Consider the following 15,675-nt stretch of genomic DNA (forward strand, 5'->3'; position numbering starts at 1 on the left):
CGTGATTCCTGATAAATTTAAAGGTTTGGTTGAGATTTTAAAATCTAAGCTTGATATGGATCTTTCTGAAAGTGCGGCCGTGCAGCGCATAATAAGTGAAGAAGTAAAATGGTCTAGGGGGCCAAGTTTTTCTATATTGCCTTATGGTCTGGAATTAGCCGGGGTGACTCCGTCTCCCATTCTCAACTCTGAGCCAAAGAATAAAAAAAATTGCTTTAAGTTCTATTGCTCTGAGCCGTATGGTTTTTATAGGTCTGATATATATGGTGTGGACGCGACAGTGATAGAAACTGAGATATATCAGATGGAGGGGCAATCTACTTATTCAATCCGTTTTGACGATGACGGAGAGGCTATTAGGGCGTCTGGGGTTATATTTGAGAATGGAGTACCAAATATATCATGCCGCCTGGAGAACGATGGTGAATATTGGTGCTATGAGTATAGGTGTGAAGCAGCAAGGATAACATCAATGATTGTATATGCTAGCAATAGCGCTCCTAGCACAGAGATATTCATTGAGCGAAATGGCGAAAACGTGGTTGGCTTATATTTTTGCAGTAAAGATTCAAAAGTGTATATCTACAAGGTTTAGTTGTTGGGTTGATGCGTGACTATTTGTTGTGTCTCAAATATGGAGTGTTATATTCACAAGGTTTTTTGTTGACCAACCTTATTGAGTTTGCATTGGCGATGTCTGGTCGTGAATGCCTGCTGGAATATATTAAATTGTGTAGAATCCCAAATGCAAAAAATATACTGATCAAATAATCAAGTTGAGAGGTCTTGGGTAGCGCTGTCTGTCGCTATGGTTGGTTTTGTTTGAATTTGCTAATATTGTATTTTGCAGGAGTCCGTAGTTCTTTAATAACATGTTAGGTAGTATTTTGGGGCGAAAGCCCCGATGTCTCTATAAATCGTCAATTCAGAAATTGCGTCTTTCATAGGAAGGGCGCCACCTCTTTGGCAGCACTGGCACAGGTCTGCACCGAAGGTGGCCACTACCGCTGGCAAACCCTGGGCGACAAGCCGCGCGTGGTCGAGCACTGGACCAGCGACGGCGAGCACTACCACTTCCGCTACGACCTCGATAGCCGCACCAGCTGGGCCACCGACGTGCTCGGCCGCGAGCTGCAAGTGCAGTACAACGCCGACCACCGCGTGGTCGCCAGCCGCGACTACGGTGGCGAAGGTTACGGCATCGAGCTGGACGAGCACGGCAACATGGTCGGCCTGGGCCTGCCAGACGGCAACCGGCTCGCCTTCAAGTACGATGAATACGCCCGCCTGCTGGAAGAAACCGATCCACTGGGGCGCAAGATCCAGTACGAGTACCACCACCTGACCACGCTGGTGACCAAAGTCAGCTACCCGGATGGCAGCACCTGGCAGGCGCGCTACGACGACAAGGGCAACCTGCTCGCCGAAATCGATGCCCTCGGCCAGATGACCGAGTACCTGAACAGCGATGACGGCCTGCCGCACACCATCATCGATGCGACCTACAAGTCCAAGTACCTGTGGTGGAACACCCTGGCCCAGGTCGAGCGCTACCAGGACTGCTCGGGCAAGAGTACGTACTACCGCTATGACGAACGCCAGCACCTGGTGGCGGTGACCGATGCGCTAAACCAGACCACCACGCTGGCGCGCAAGCCCGACGGCGAAGTGCTGCGCATCAGCCACCCGGACGGCACCACGGAAAGCTTCACCTACAACGTCTACGGTCAGGTGCTCAGCCACACCGACGGCAAGGGCCAGACCACTCGCCTGATGCGCACCGCCCGCGGCCTGCCGAGCAGCCGCCAGGATGCCAAGGGCCAGCGGGTTCGCTACGAGTACGACAAGGCCATTCGCCTGACCGCGCTGGTCAACGAGAACAACGCCACGTACAGCTTTGCCTACGACGCTTCGGACCGGCTGAGCGAAGAAGTGCGGGTGGATAACCTGACCCGGCGTTTCAGCTACGACGTCGGTGGCCATCTCACACGACTGGATGAGATTGGCTATGGCGAGAATGCCGAACGGCCGGAGCGCCATACGCTGTTCGAGCGTGATGCCATTGGGCGTTTGGTTGCCAAGATCAACCGTGATGCGAGCCAGACATTCGCATACGACGACGGTGACCGGTTGCTGAGCATCGAGCGGCAACCGACCGGGATCGGCAAGCAGCTTGGGATCACGGAAGAAAAGCTGGAATACACCTACGATCTGCTCGGCCGTCTGACCAAAGAAATCACCCCTGACGGCACGCTTGGCTACGAGTACGACCCGCTCAGCAACCTGACCACGCTGACCCTGCCGGATGGGCGTAAGGTCAATCACCTGTATTACGGCAGTGGCCACCTGCACCAGCTGAACCTGGATGGTCAGGTGATCAGCGACATGGAGCGCGATGACCTGCACCGCGAGGTGTACCGGACCCAGGGCAAGCTCACCAGTTGCTTCGGTTATGACGCCATGGGGCGCAAGGCCTGGCAGTTTGCCTCGACCTTGCCGGCCGACAAGCTCTCGCAGGTGCACAACACCGGCATCAATACCTCGTTGCTGGTCGAGCACGCCTACAACCCGATCCACCGCCGTTACCAGTACGACCCGGCCGGTGAACTGGTGCGTACCCTCGACAAGCTACGCGGTGAGATCAAGTACGAATACGAAGCCAACGGCCAGTTGCGCAGTCGTGATACTGGCTCCTTGATCGGCAGCGAGGAATTCCGCTACGACCCGGCAGCCAACCGCCTGGACTTCAATGCGCGGCAGTTCGACAAGGTCAAGGACAACCGGATCAAACAGTGGCGGGATCAGGAGTACCGCTACGACCCGTGGGGCAATCTGGTCGAGAAACGCTCGGGGCACAGCAAGCTGCAGCACTTCAGCTATGACTGTGAGAACCGGCTGGTGCGGGCGGAGACGTTGGTCAATGGCAAGCTGGAAAGCCAAGGCGAGTATCGTTACGACAGCTTGGGGAGGCGAATAGCCAAGCAGGCTGAAATCAATGGCGAGGTCGAGCAGAAGCGCTTTCTCTGGCAAGGGCTAAGGATGCTGCGGGAGGAAACGCCTGGGCAGAGCATCTTGTACCTGTACGAGCCGGGTAGCTATGCGTCGTTGGCGCGGGTTGATCAGGTTGAAGGGGAAGAGCAGAAGGTCTATTACTTCCATACTGATCAGATTGGTACGCCGCTGGAGCTGACGGACAGCCTGGGTGAGGTTGTTTGGCAGGCGACGTACCGCTCTTGGGGGGCGGTAGAGCAACTGTCTGCTAGTAAGATTGAGCAGAACTTACGCTTTCAGGGTCAGTACTTCGATGGCGAAACGGGGCTTAACTACAACATCTACCGATTTTATGATTCTGAATCAGGTCGCTTTGTTACTCAAGACCCGATCGGGCTAACGGGTAGTTTGAATCTATATCAGTACGCAGTGAATCCTATGATATGGATTGATCCTTGGGGATTGACATGCTCGACTGATGCTAAAGCACTTAGGGCTAATATGGTGGCAGCGGGTAAGTCCGAGCCTGCGTTTAAGAACTCGGCGCACCATATTGTTATGTCTAACTCGAGTGATGTGAGAATGGTGGCGCTTCAAACTAAAATGGAGCGCTTGAGGATAGATATCAATGCTGCGGAAAATGGCATTTTCCTACCCTCGAATAGTAAAGTTAAGCTTCCTCCTGGCAGCACCTTGCCCAATCATGCAAGCATTCACACCAATGCTTATAAGCAGAAGGTCTTTGATCGCTTGGGCTATATAAATAACAGTGGTGACTTCTTGAGTGAGTTGAACAAGATCAACTCTGAAATTGCCCTCGGAATATTCTAGGCTGGATAAAAGCATGAATAACTTAAAAGATCTTGAAAGAAAATATCTAGAAATTGAATCGCGAGTTGAGGAGGTCCTGTCTTCTTGTTTGTCTGAGGCTTTATACAGATCGAGAAGAATAGTAATAAGCAAGGGGCCGCTATATAACGTCAGCCCATATGAAATCGAGCGGGCCGGATTTAAAAAAGGAAAAGCCTTGAAGAAAATTCCAGCTCATATAAAAAATACTCATCTGTATCATTTGGATGAGTATGACAAAGTGGTTTTTGTGGAGATTTATGGGCAGTCTGAAAAAATTATCAATAAGGAATTCTACCGCTATAGCGGCGGAGGTATTGAGCGGGTCCATTTTACCAGCACCGGAAAACTTAGGAATATCTCGATTTCATTGCTTGAAGAGGGAGCGGTGGTGAAAGATATGAATTGGGGTCAGTACGGATGCAGTGAGTCAAATTATGTCTACGCTGATAATCGCCTAGAAAAAATACATGTTCGGCAAAAAGAGCATATTGAATCTGCATTTAGTGACTTTGAAGTGAGCTTTAAATATGAGTCCGGCGAGTTGGTGGGTATAATAAATGTCTTCCCTAATGGTTATGAAGAACAGCGATTTCCTTGACGTAAATGCAAGGTCCAGACCTCACGGTTGCAGTGTAGTTAGCGTGAACAGCCGCCAGCACGCCAAGAGCCAGTGGATTCGCTACTAGCATGACAAAGCGCAGCGCCTGACCGCACTGGTCAACGAAAACAACGCCACGTGCAGCTTTGCCTACGACGCTTCGGACCGGCTGAGCGAAGAAGTGCGGGTGGATAACCTGACCCGGCGTTTCAGCTACAACGTCGGTGGCCATCTCACACGACTGGATGAGATTGGCTATGGCGAAAATGCCGAGCGGCCCGAGCGCCATACGCTGTTCGAGCGTGATGCCATTGGGCGTTTGGTTGCCAAGATCAACCGTGATGCGAGCCAGACATTCGCATACGACGACGGTGACCGGTTGCTGAGCATCAAGCGGCAACCGACCGGGATCGGCAAGCAGCTTGGGATCACAGAAGAGAAGCTGGAATACACCTACGATCTGCTCGGCCGTCTGACCAAAGAAATCACCCCTGACGGCACGCTCGGCTACGAGTACGACCCACTCAGCAACCTGACCACGCTGACCCTGCCGGATGGGCGTAAGGTCAATCACCTGTACTACGGCAGCGGCCACCTGCACCAGCTGAACCTGGATGGCCAGGTCATCAGTGACATGGAGCGCGATGACCTGCACCGTGAGGTGTACCGGACCCAGGGCAAGCTCACCAGCTGCTTCGGTTATGACGCCATGGGGCGCAAGGCCTGGCAGTTTGCCTCGACCTTGCCGGCCGACAAGCTTTCGCAGGTGCACAACACCGGCATAATAAAAAATCTGTAGAAGCTGCCCTTTGGAGCCCGGGAGGTAAGCATGAAATGTTTCCTGTCTCTATAGGGGCGAAGGCAAAAGAACTAGGTTTTACCGCTCAGGAGCTTAAGGAAATGACGGTGCCGACTAAAGATATTACTTTTGTGGGTGTAACAGACAAACATGGTAATCCTGTGCCGGACGGTCCGCACCATGGTAGTAGAGCGGGAAGGCTGTTCTATAATAATTTAATTGAAGATTTGAATGGCGCGCAAAGCAAAGCTCAAGCGCTTAGCGTGATCGATTCACATCACGGCAAGCACATGAAACTAGGAGCATGCTAAATGGATTCTTATGATATTGAGCGGTATGAGAAAGTTCATGTTTGGGTAGGTGCAAATTTCTCTTCGGAGGATGACTATCTGCAGTATTTTGAGTTGGACTATTCTGTGGATTTGGATGATCCAGCATACAAGGTTTGTGGGTTTTGCAGAGATATTGGTGTGAGATGGTACGACGAGGATTTCATAGGGATTATACCAAGGAAAGCGGAGGAGGTGAGTCTAGATGAAATCTTGATTGAGTCTGCGGTTGATTCTAGTTGTATTGGGAATTTAAAGGCGGAGTGTTTGAGGCTTGGTATTACTAAGGCTAATGCAATTTTTTGGTATTCCGATGGTGGTACGAATATTTCCAAGCCTCTAAAGTCGAATTATAATGGCTTGAAGTATGTGGGATTATATGAGGGTGAATGATAAGCTCGGCATAGGTCCCGAGGAGTTTGGGGTTGGCGTTCTGTGTCAGATTTTTTAGTGTTCGGATCTGATTTCGGATGTGCGGTCATGTATTTTTAATTTAAAGCCCTATTGCAGGTGTTAGATGCTAAAATCTGATCTTTAATAACTAATGGGTTAATTGCTAAGCTACGAGCCGAACTTCCAAGGGTTGAGTGAAGTGGCAAATATTTCAAAAGGAGCAAAGTATTTCACCGAGTGGGAGCTGTACAGGAAGGGGGATATTTTTGTTGATCCGGCGTTTCGTTCTGCCATGGTAGATAAGGGCGCTAAATTAGAGCCGGAATTACAGCAATATATCAATGGTTTGCTTTTGGGCTATTGAGGTGATATGAAGATGAATTGGTCTGATTCTTTAAGGCTGCGTATTACAAGCGAGCTAAAGGGTTATGATGTGTGTTTTTCAGTTGACGATGTTCCTCTTGAAGTCGACTTTCCCAAGCAGTGGCTTGGGTTTGGTTTTCTAGATAGTGAAAAAAGACATATTCCTGTGGAGTGGGCTGATTTTTCTGAGTTTTTGCCTTGGGTAAGCGCGTGGCTCGACAAATGTGTGCTAGGAACTGTTTTGGCAGTGAGTGATAGGCCGTATCTCATGTATGTATATGGCGAGGGTGGTGATTTGTATTTCTATATGGGCGGGGCTCCGCTAGGCGTTGAAGGGTCAGATCTCGATAGTTATCCCAGCCTTCCTGCGAGCTTTAGGCAGTTTTATTCAAGATTGCATAATGGCTTTGGGTTTTATATTGGTTGTACTATGGGGCCATCAAGGTTGGAAGATTTTGTTCCAATCAAGGATTTGTGCGATGAAGATTATCCGACGCTTCCTGATATGCTAGGAGTTTTTTCTAGCGGGGCTGGTAATTATTTGGCTTTGGGTGATGGCCCATTCAAAGGCAAGGCTTTTATCTGGTGGCATGAAAAGTCAGAAAGTCCCACAGAAGGAATCGATTTATGGAATGTGATGGACTCATGGATGTCAATTTTTTTGGAGAACTCTGACTCTAACGAGTATTGTTAGGTATGAATTTTTGCGAGAAGATTGAACACAGGCAGTGCATGCCGTAAGCCAGCGAGCCCAAGGGAAGTGGCTTTGCGCGAAACTTTCAGGCTAGGTTATGATTCGAAGACTATTTCTCGGCTAGCAGTTTCCAGTCGATTTCGTTTTCGCGACCTGATCGATAGAGCATGAGGGCGAGACGATGAATGAGGTTGGTATGTTCTCTAAAGGTGACTTATTGCAGTCCTTTTCTAGTGTAGATGAATTCGCTGGTTGCTATTTTTTTCAGCATAAGCTTCCCAAGGTGGTTTACCAGTATTGCTTGAAAAGCTCAGATGAGAAAGACCTGCTGGTTATATCTGAAGGCTTAAGTGACAGGGCATTTTCGGTGGAGGTTGTTGAGCAAGCGCCTCGCGCTTTGGATCAGGGCGAAGTTATTATCTTCAATATTTCGCAAAATAAATATGGATTTACTCATGCGTTGGTACTGCCCAATACATATCATGGCAGCCTGAAAGGACGACTGGAATCTAAGCGAGATAATCTATTTCTTTGTATTCCGATCCATCGATGTGAGTTTTCGGGAGGAGAGTCTGAGGCTGAATTTAAAGAGATGATTCGGCGAAGCATTCCGGTCTTTCGTTGGGATAGAAACGTCTGCCCTAAAATTAAAGTATATTTTGACAATCCTGGGACCGAAGCAGGTACAGATGAAGCAGGCGTGCTGATGAAGTACCCTACTCTGCTGTCAGAGATAGAGAGCCTCAATGGTGTGGTTAGTGGGTTTATTGAGATAACGAACTACAGAGGGGGTGTGGTGGAGGTCCTTTCACCAAAAAAAGAAGTATTCACTCTGATTCGCAATCGGAAAGATGAGCAGGTGCTCACTCACTCTCGATTGGTCGAGGCAGTGCACGATTTTGTTTTCGCTGGAAATTGAAACTGTTAGGTAGAGTTTCGCTCGCTAAACGGCATACCCTAAGCAACGACCGCTGGCTTTGAGGCGGTCGTATATTTTATTTTGCTCCAACACCGAGCTTGCCAGATCGCTAGTGACTCCTTCGTACCGCTCAAATCCATACTGGGCCAGCACGTCAGCATCGAAATCGAACTGGCCGAAGGCGGCCCGTGCTATACACCTATGTTGGACAGCATGGCGTCTAGCCCAGCCACCCCGACGGCACCACGGAAACCTTCACCTACAACGTCCACGGTCAGGTGCTCAGCCACACCGACGGCAAGGGCCAGCGGGTTCGCTACGAGTACGACAAGGCCATTCGCCTGACCGCGCTGGTCAACGAGAACAACGCCACGTACAGCTTTGCCTACGACGCTTCGGACCGGCTGAGCGAAGAAGTGCGGGTGGATAACCTGACCCGGCGTTTCAGCTACGACGTCGGTGGCCATCTCACACGACTGGATGAGATTGGCTATGGCGAAAATACCGAGCGGCCCGAGCGCCATACGCTGTTCGAGCGTGATGCCATTGGCCGTTTGGTCGCCAAGATCAACCGTGATGCGAGCCAGACATTCGCATACGACGACGGTGACCGGTTGCTGAGCATCGAGCGGCAACCGAGCGGGATCGGCAAGCAGCTTGGGATCACGGAAGAAAAGCTTGAGTACCCCTACGATCTGCTCGGCCGGCTGACCCAAGAAATCACCCCTGACGGCACGCTCGGCTACGAGTACGACCCACTCAGCAACCTGACCACGCTGACCCTGCCGGATGGGCGTAAGGTCAATCACCTGTATTACGGCAGTGGCCACCTGCACCAGCTGAACCTGGACGGCCAGGTCATCAGTGACATGGAGCGCGATGACCTGCACCGTGAGGTGTACCGGACCCAGGGCAAGCTCACCAGTTGCTTCGGTTATGACGCCATGGGGCGCAAGGCCTGGCAGTTTGCCTCGACCTTGCCGGCCGACAAGCTCTCGCAAGTGCACAACACCGGCATCAATACCTCGTTGCTAGTCGAGCACACTTACAACCCGATCCACCGCCGTTATCAGTACGACCCGGCGGGTGAACTGGTGCGTACGCTGGACAAGCTGCGTGGCGAGATCAAGTACGAGTACGAAGCCAACGGCCAATTGCGCAGTCGCGATACCGGCTCGTTGTTCGGCAGCGAGGAATTCCGCTACGACCCGGCAGCCAACCGCCTGGACTTCAATGCGCGGCAGTTCGACAAGGTCAAGGACAACCGGATCAAACAGTGGCGCGATCAGGAGTACCGCTACGACCCGTGGGGCAATCTGGTCGAGAAGCGCTCGGGGCACAGCAAGCTGCAGCACTTCAGCTATGACTGCGAGAACCGGCTGGTGCGGGCGGAGACGTTGGTCAATGGCAAGCTGGAAAGCCAAGGCGAGTATCGTTACGACAGGTTGGGGAGGCGAATAGCCAAGCGGGCTGAAATCAATGGCGAGGTCGAGCAGAAACGCTTCCTCTGGCAGGGGCTGAGGATGCTGCGGGAGGAAACGCCTGGGCAGAGCATCTTGTACCTGTACGAGCCGGTAGCTATGCGCCGTTGGCGCGGGTTGATCAGGTTGAAGGGGAAGGGCAGAAGGTCTATTAATTCCATACTGACCAGATTGGTACGCCGCTGGAGCTGACGGACAGTGACGGCAAAATCGTTTGGCAGGCGACATATCGTTCGTGGGGAGCGTTAGAGCAACTGGTTATCGGTGAGGTCGAGCAGAACCTTCGGTTCCAGGGCCAGTACTTGGATGAAGAATCGACTTTGCACTACAATACCTTCCGTTATTATGACTCTACAGGTGGGAGGTATATTTCTCAGGACCCAATTGGAATCGACGGTGGATTTAATCTCTACTTCTATGCCCCCAGTCCTGTTGCTTGGGTCGACCCTTTAGGATGGGTGGCAGAAACTGCACCCGGCTATTTTGTTTACGCACTTTTTGATAAAGGGGCTAAAGATCCTTACTACATTGGAATCACCGATAACGTAACCAAGCGCCGCGGTGAGCATGTTGCTAGTGGCAGACTGAATGGTGGAAAGATGAAGGTCCTTGATCGTAATGTCACCTACGGGCAGGCGCGAGGCTACGAACAAGCTTACATCGAGCATCACGGCACCAAAACTGGTGTTGTAGGTGAGGCTATATCTGACATTAATAGAGGTAATAAGATTAATTCGTACGACCATCAGAGTAAAATGAGATCCGCAACTCGTCAGCAGTACTTTGAAAATAGCTTCAATGAAAAAACATCAAATCTCGGCGGAAAAAAATCAATGTCGAGCTCCATAGCCTGCTGAGGAGTTTTAACGATGGGGTGGTGGAATGCACCGAACCAAACTGAATTGATTATTGGCGATATTCCCTTGGATCGGATTGGGAATCTGTTGGAGGAGCTGCAGGAAATATATCTCGAATCTTTAGGGCGGCGGCCGACGATTGATGAGGTACGGTATATGATTGAATTATCTCTCAAAGTTAATGGTTCCGGCTTGTTTCACGAACTGCAAACCAATTCAGCTAATCATGAGGATGTTCTAGTGCGCAAAAATAAAGCTGTCAAGTACTCTGCAGGTGATGTTGTTGCCTTCAAGATTGATGAGAAATTATATGGGTTTGCGAGGCTGATAAGGAAGATTGAGTTAGGTTATGTATCTGAAATTTACTCTGAAACAGCTGCTTCGCCCAGTGAAGGTCTATCTGTCATAAATAAAATTAAAAAATTCCCGGCTATATTGGATACTTTTTCGTTATTGGAAATGGGGGAGGGGGAGTGGTGTGTGGTTGGTAATGCGAAAGGGGAAAATGATGAAAAAGTGGACGGGCTGAGATTTGTGTTCGGAACTGCTCCATATGACTTGAAAAGCATAGATGTTAATGAGAATGAGCAAAAAATATCGGAAGACGATTCTACAGGGTTGCCTCCATACGAGCAGATGGGAGATGAAGACGTCAAGGAGCTCTTTGAAGACGATTGATATTTGAAAAGTAGTTTTGATGCGTGTGTAGTGATTTTAGTGTTTTTTGCTTGTTTGGCATATGCGGGTGAATGTGGGGTGCATGAATTTTAAGTTTTAGTTTCTGTTGTGTTGATGCATCTGGCGCTTATTTTTAGATGCGGGAATAGTGATTTTTTGGCAGGGGCCTTTGGTTCCCAGCGAACGATCTTTAACATCATTGAAGCAGAAGCGGGTGCCGACTTTGTTCATTCGCTTTTTAAAGGGATGCTTCGCTTCTCGGGCGAAATCGACAGCCGCTAGTGTTTCCACAACGTCTACGGTCAGGTGCTCAGCCACACCGACGGCAAGGGCCAGACCACTCGCCTGATGCGCACCGCCCGCGGCCTGCCGAGCAGCCGCCAGGATGCCAAGGGCCAGCGGGTTCGCTACGAGTACGATAAGGCCATTCGCCTGACCGCGCTGGCCAACGAAAACAACGCCACGTACAGCTTTACCTACGACTCCAGCTCCACACCCATTCCGCTTCTCCCCCCGACTGGTTCCGCTGGGCGGAACCACATTCGTTTGTGATCCCGCGTCACTCGCGCTTATCTGTGAGCCAAGCACGACCTGTCTCACCTGTCGTGACCTGAAGGCGAACAACAAGAACGGGAAACCACCCGCGCGAGGAGACTCCACATGTCCCGACATCAGCATATCCAGGCCTGGCTCGCCGACGTGGCCAGCGACCTGCACGCGATTCGTCACGATATCCACGCTCACCCGGAACTGGGCTTTGAAGAAAGCCGCACCTCGGCATTGGTCGCCCGACTGCTGGAGGCATGGGGCTATGAAGTGCACACCGGTATCGGCAAGACCGGCGTGGTCGGCGTGCTGCGCAATGGCAGTAGCCCCCGCCGGCTGGGCCTGCGCGCCGACATGGACGCGCTGCCCATCCACGAAGCATCGGGTGCGGCATACAGCAGCCAGCACCCAGGCTGCATGCACGCCTGTGGTCATGACGGGCACACCACCATGCTGCTTGGCGCCGCGCGCTACCTGGCGGCCACCCGGCAGTTCGACGGCACGCTGACACTGATCTTCCAGCCGGCCGAGGAGGGCCAGGGCGGTGCCGAGGCGATGCTGGCCGACGGCCTGTTGGAGCGCTTCCCATGTGATGCGCTATTCGGCATGCACAACATGCCAGGGCTGCCGGCCGGGCACCTGGGGTTTCGTGAAGGGCCGATGATGGCTTCGCAAGACCTGCTGACGGTGACCCTGGACGGGGTGGGTGGCCATGGCTCGATGCCGCACCTAGCCGTCGACCCGCTGGTGGCGGCCGCCAGTGTGGTGATGGCGCTGCAAACCGTGGTGGCGCGCAATATCGATGCGCAGGAGGCGGCAGTGGTTACCGTCGGCGCGTTGCAGGCCGGCGAAGCGGCCAACGTGATTCCGCAACAGGCGCTGTTGCGCCTTAGCCTGCGCGCACTGAACGCCGAGGTGCGGGCGCAGGCCCTTGAGCGAGTGCGGGCAATCATCGTCAGTCAGGCCGAGAGCTTTGGCTGCCGCGCCAGCATCGAGCACCGCCCGGCCTACCCGGTGCTGGTCAACCATGCCCCTGAAAACGCCTTTGCCACCCAGGTAGGGGTCGAGTTGCTGGGCGCCCAGGCAGTGGATGGCAACACCCGCAAGCTGATGGGCAGCGAAGACTTCGCCTGGATGCTGCAGCGCTGCCCGGGGGCCTACCTGTTCATCGGCAATGGTGTATCCCGGCCGATGGTGCACAACCCGGCCTACGACTTCAACGACGACATCCTGCTGACCGGCGCCGCCTACTGGGGCGCGCTGGCAGAGCGCTGGCTGGCACCTGCCTGATTGTCCCTTTTTGACCACTGCCGCTGGAACCCGGGCGCGACTGCGCCTGGGCGATCACCCAATCATTGTGTGGAGTGTTCCCTATGCAGACTTCGAGCACCGGCGTGTCGCGTACCCGGCAAGTGGTGGCCGCCGTTATTGGCAACGCCCTGGAATGGTATGACTTTATCGTGTATGGCTTTCTGGCCAGCATCATCGCCCGGCAGTTCTTCCCGTCCGACGACGCGTACGCCTCGCTGCTGATGGCCCTTGCCACCTTCGGCGTCGGGTTTTTCATGCGCCCTGTGGGCGGCGTGCTGCTGGGCATGTATTCCGACCGCAAGGGCCGCAAGGCGGCCATGCAGATGATCATCCGCCTGATGACCGTGTCCATCGCCATGATCGCCTTCGCACCCGACTACCTGGCCATCGGCATGGCTGCGCCGCTGCTGATCGTGGTGGCGCGCATGCTGCAGGGCTTTGCCACCGGTGGTGAATATGCCAGCGCCACGGCATTTCTGGTGGAAAGCGCGCCTGCCCACCGCAAGGGCCTGTATGGTTCGTGGCAATTGGTAGGGCAGTGCCTGGCGGTGTTTTCCGGGGCGGCAATGGTGGCGTTGGTTACCCACCTGTGCTCGCCTGAGGCGCTGGACAGCTGGGGCTGGCGCATCCCGTTCGTGCTGGGCCTGCTGATCGGGCCGGTCGGGCTGTGGATCCGCAAGCATATGGAGGAGCCTGAGGCGTTTGTCGAGGCGCGTCGCCATGCCAAGGGCCAGTCGCCCAGCCTGTGGCAGGTGCTGCGTGAACACCGGCGCAGCCTGCTGGTGTCGATGGGGTTGGCCTGCGGCGCGACGGTATCGTTCTACGTGGTGCTGGTGAACATGCCGACCTTCGCCCACAAAAGCCTAGGCCTGCCGCTGGACCAGGTGCTGCTGGTGCAGATGCTCGCCGTGGGGCTGATGACCCTCGTGATTCCGTTGTCCGGGGCGCTGTCTGACCGGCTGGGGCGGCGCCCGGTGCTGATGGCCTTCACCCTGGCGTTCTTCGTGATGGTTTACCCACTGTATGTGTGGATGGCCGCTGCGCCTTCCCTGGAGCGCCTGTTGGTCATGCAACTGCTGTTGTGCACGGCCATCGGTGGCTTCTTCGGCCCGGCACCTACTGCCCTGGCCGAACAATTCCCGGTCCAGGTGCGTTCCACCGGCGTGTCGGTGGCCTACAACGTGGCGGTGATGGTGTTCGGTGGCTTTGCCCCGTTGATCGTGACCTGGCTCACCCAGGTGCTCGGCACCCCAGTGGCGCCGGCGTTCTACGTGCTGTTTGCCTGCGTGCTGACATTGCTGGGCACCTATTGCCTGAAAGAAGCACCGCGGGCAGTCAAGCCTGCCGCCTTCAACCTTGGAGTAAAACCGTGAAGCCGCTAGCCATCGACCCCATTGTTGCCCTCGATGCCGAGGCACTGTCCCAGGCCATCCATGCCCGCCAGTTGTCATGCCGGGAGGTGATGCAGGCCTACCTGGGGCATGTCGAGCGCTTCAATCGGCAGGTCAATGCACTGGTCTCGCTGCGCCCGGCCGAAGTGCTGCTGGCCGAGGCCGAGACGCGTGACCGCGAACTGGCCTGTGGTCATTCGCGCGGCTGGATGCATGGCATGCCACAGGCAATCAAGGACCTCGCCGCCACGGCCGGGCTGCGTACCACGCTCGGCTCGCCGCTGTTTGCCGAGCAGGTACCCGAGCAGGATGCGATCAGCGTGGCGCGGGTGCGGGCGAGCGGGGCATTGATCTTGGGCAAGAGCAATGTGCCCGAGTTTGGCCTGGGCTCGCAAAGCTACAACCCCTTGTTCGGCACCACCACCAACGCCTACGACCCGTCGCGGGTGGCGGGTGGCAGCAGCGGTGGGGCTGCAGCGGCGCTGGCCATGCGCTTGCTGCCGGTGGCCGACGGCAGCGACATGATGGGCTCGCTGCGCAACCCGGCGGCGTTCAATAACCTGTTCGGCCTGCGCCCATCGCAGGGCCGCGTGCCGCATGGGCCGGCGCCCGAGCTGTTCGTGCAGCAGTTGGCCACAGAAGGGCCGATGGGCCGCAGTGTAGTCGACGTGGCGCGGCTGCTGTCGATACAGGCGGGTGTTGATACCCGGGCGCCGCTGTCGCTGAGCGAAGGCCGGCGCGATTTTGCCGTTGGCTTGCCGCGCGATTTTCGCGGTGTACGGGTGGGCTGGCTGGGCGACTACAACGGCTATCTGCCGATGGATGACGGGGTAATGAGCCTGTGCGAGTCGGCGCTGGCCGACTTTGCCGAGCTGGGCTGCCGGGTCGAGGCCTGCCAGCCGGCATTCAACCTGGCGCGCTTGTGGCAATGCTGGCTGACCCACCGCCACTTCCTGGTGCATGGCAACCTCGGCGCAGCCTATGCCGACCCCGGCAAGCGCGCATTGCTCAAGCCCGAAGCACAGTGGGAGGTGGAAGGTGGCTTGCAGCTGAGTGCGGCGGCGCTGTACCAGGCTTCGTTGGACCGCAGTGACTGGTACCGCGCCATGGGCAAGCTGTTCGAGCGTTACGACTTCCTGCTGTTGCCCTCGGCCCAGGTGTTCCCTTTCGATGCACGCCAGCCATGGCCAACGGTGGTCGGGGGGCGGCCAATGGACACCTACCACCGCTGGATGGAAGTGGTGATCGGGCCGACCCTGGCCGGTTTGCCGAGCATCAGCGTGCCGGTGGGGTTCAATGCTGCCGGGTTGCCCATGGGCCTGCAAATCATAGGCCCGGCGCAGGCCGACCATGCCGTGCTGCAGCTGGCGTATGCCCATGAACAGCTCACCCGCTGGGTGGTGCGCTGCCCGCCACAACGCCTGCTTGCGCCATGAAAGCACGGGCAGGCGCGGATCTTGCTGGCTATCCTGA

General features: G+C 54.6%; 11 protein-coding genes and 4 pseudogenes. All 15 read left to right on the forward strand.

Annotated elements, in window-relative coordinates; genetic code table 11:
* Position 1: 1 nt before the first annotated feature.
* Entirely contained in the window at positions 2–595 is a 594-nt protein-coding gene (locus tag AA098_RS29210) for a hypothetical protein (RefSeq protein WP_152442331.1), read from the forward strand.
* 398 nt (positions 596–993) lie between these two features.
* Positions 994–3,822 (forward strand): annotated as a pseudogene (locus AA098_RS13450) (RHS repeat-associated core domain-containing protein); the annotation flags it as partial.
* 13 nt (positions 3,823–3,835) lie between these two features.
* On the forward strand, positions 3,836–4,441 hold the full coding sequence (locus AA098_RS28420; RefSeq protein WP_082916894.1) for a hypothetical protein: 606 nt from the start codon (positions 3,836–3,838) through the stop codon (positions 4,439–4,441).
* A 46-nt stretch (positions 4,442–4,487) separates the two neighbouring features.
* Positions 4,488–5,237 (forward strand): annotated as a pseudogene (locus AA098_RS13460) (sugar-binding protein); the annotation flags it as partial.
* A 38-nt stretch (positions 5,238–5,275) separates the two neighbouring features.
* Positions 5,276–5,551 carry a hypothetical protein gene (locus tag AA098_RS29215; protein ID WP_152442293.1) on the forward strand — a complete coding sequence of 92 codons (276 nt, stop codon included), beginning with the start codon at positions 5,276–5,278 and terminating at the stop codon, positions 5,549–5,551.
* Positions 5,552–5,962 (forward strand): immunity 22 family protein, encoded by a 411-nt coding sequence (locus tag AA098_RS13465; protein ID WP_003248445.1) that lies wholly within the window; start codon positions 5,552–5,554, stop codon positions 5,960–5,962.
* 160 nt (positions 5,963–6,122) lie between these two features.
* Entirely contained in the window at positions 6,123–6,326 is a 204-nt protein-coding gene (locus AA098_RS29220) for a hypothetical protein (RefSeq protein WP_152442294.1), read from the forward strand.
* A 12-nt stretch (positions 6,327–6,338) separates the two neighbouring features.
* Positions 6,339–7,019 carry an SMI1/KNR4 family protein gene (locus AA098_RS29225; protein WP_152442295.1) on the forward strand — a complete coding sequence of 227 codons (681 nt, stop codon included), beginning with the start codon at positions 6,339–6,341 and terminating at the stop codon, positions 7,017–7,019.
* A 181-nt stretch (positions 7,020–7,200) separates the two neighbouring features.
* The gene (locus AA098_RS13470; protein ID WP_003248447.1) at positions 7,201–7,938 is read left to right on the forward strand and encodes a hypothetical protein; all 738 of its coding nucleotides are present in this window, start codon (positions 7,201–7,203) and stop codon (positions 7,936–7,938) included.
* 227 nt (positions 7,939–8,165) lie between these two features.
* Positions 8,166–9,875 (forward strand): annotated as a pseudogene (locus AA098_RS29785) (RHS repeat-associated core domain-containing protein); the annotation flags it as partial.
* Between the two features lie 413 nt (positions 9,876–10,288).
* Positions 10,289–10,954, forward strand: a complete 666-nt coding sequence (locus AA098_RS13480; RefSeq protein ID WP_064614371.1) for a cytoplasmic protein — start codon at positions 10,289–10,291, stop codon at positions 10,952–10,954.
* A gap of 288 nt (positions 10,955–11,242) precedes the next feature.
* Positions 11,243–11,443, forward strand: a pseudogene (locus AA098_RS13485) (sugar-binding protein); the annotation flags it as partial.
* Positions 11,444–11,614: 171 nt separating this feature from the next.
* Positions 11,615–12,790, forward strand: a complete 1,176-nt coding sequence (locus tag AA098_RS13490; RefSeq protein ID WP_064614375.1) for a M20 aminoacylase family protein — start codon at positions 11,615–11,617, stop codon at positions 12,788–12,790.
* 83 nt (positions 12,791–12,873) lie between these two features.
* A complete protein-coding gene (locus AA098_RS13495) occupies positions 12,874–14,184 on the forward strand; it encodes a citrate-proton symporter (RefSeq protein WP_064614377.1) in 1,311 nt (436 codons plus the stop codon).
* Entirely contained in the window at positions 14,181–15,638 is a 1,458-nt protein-coding gene (locus AA098_RS13500) for an amidase (protein ID WP_064614379.1), read from the forward strand. Before AA098_RS13495 ends, AA098_RS13500 begins: the two co-directional genes overlap by 4 nt.
* Positions 15,639–15,675 lie beyond the last annotated feature (37 nt).

Source organism: Pseudomonas sp. JY-Q (genome assembly GCF_001655295.1).
GTDB classification, from domain to species: Bacteria; Pseudomonadota; Gammaproteobacteria; order Pseudomonadales; family Pseudomonadaceae; genus Aquipseudomonas; species Aquipseudomonas alloputida.

What these genes read in the sequence shown, in the direction of transcription:
- AA098_RS28420 (WP_082916894.1), top strand. Translation starts at nt 3,836, where the DNA reads ATGAATAACTTAAAAGATCTTGAAAGAAAATATCTAGAAATTGAATCG.
- AA098_RS29215 (WP_152442293.1), top strand. Translation starts at nt 5,276, where the DNA reads ATGTTTCCTGTCTCTATAGGGGCGAAGGCAAAAGAACTAGGTTTTACC.
- AA098_RS13465 (WP_003248445.1), top strand. Translation starts at nt 5,552, where the DNA reads ATGGATTCTTATGATATTGAGCGGTATGAGAAAGTTCATGTTTGGGTA.
- AA098_RS29225 (WP_152442295.1), top strand. Translation starts at nt 6,339, where the DNA reads ATGAATTGGTCTGATTCTTTAAGGCTGCGTATTACAAGCGAGCTAAAG.
- AA098_RS13470 (WP_003248447.1), top strand. Translation starts at nt 7,201, where the DNA reads ATGAATGAGGTTGGTATGTTCTCTAAAGGTGACTTATTGCAGTCCTTT.
- AA098_RS13480 (WP_064614371.1), top strand. Translation starts at nt 10,289, where the DNA reads ATGGGGTGGTGGAATGCACCGAACCAAACTGAATTGATTATTGGCGAT.
- AA098_RS13490 (WP_064614375.1), top strand. Translation starts at nt 11,615, where the DNA reads ATGTCCCGACATCAGCATATCCAGGCCTGGCTCGCCGACGTGGCCAGC.
- AA098_RS13495 (WP_064614377.1), top strand. Translation starts at nt 12,874, where the DNA reads ATGCAGACTTCGAGCACCGGCGTGTCGCGTACCCGGCAAGTGGTGGCC.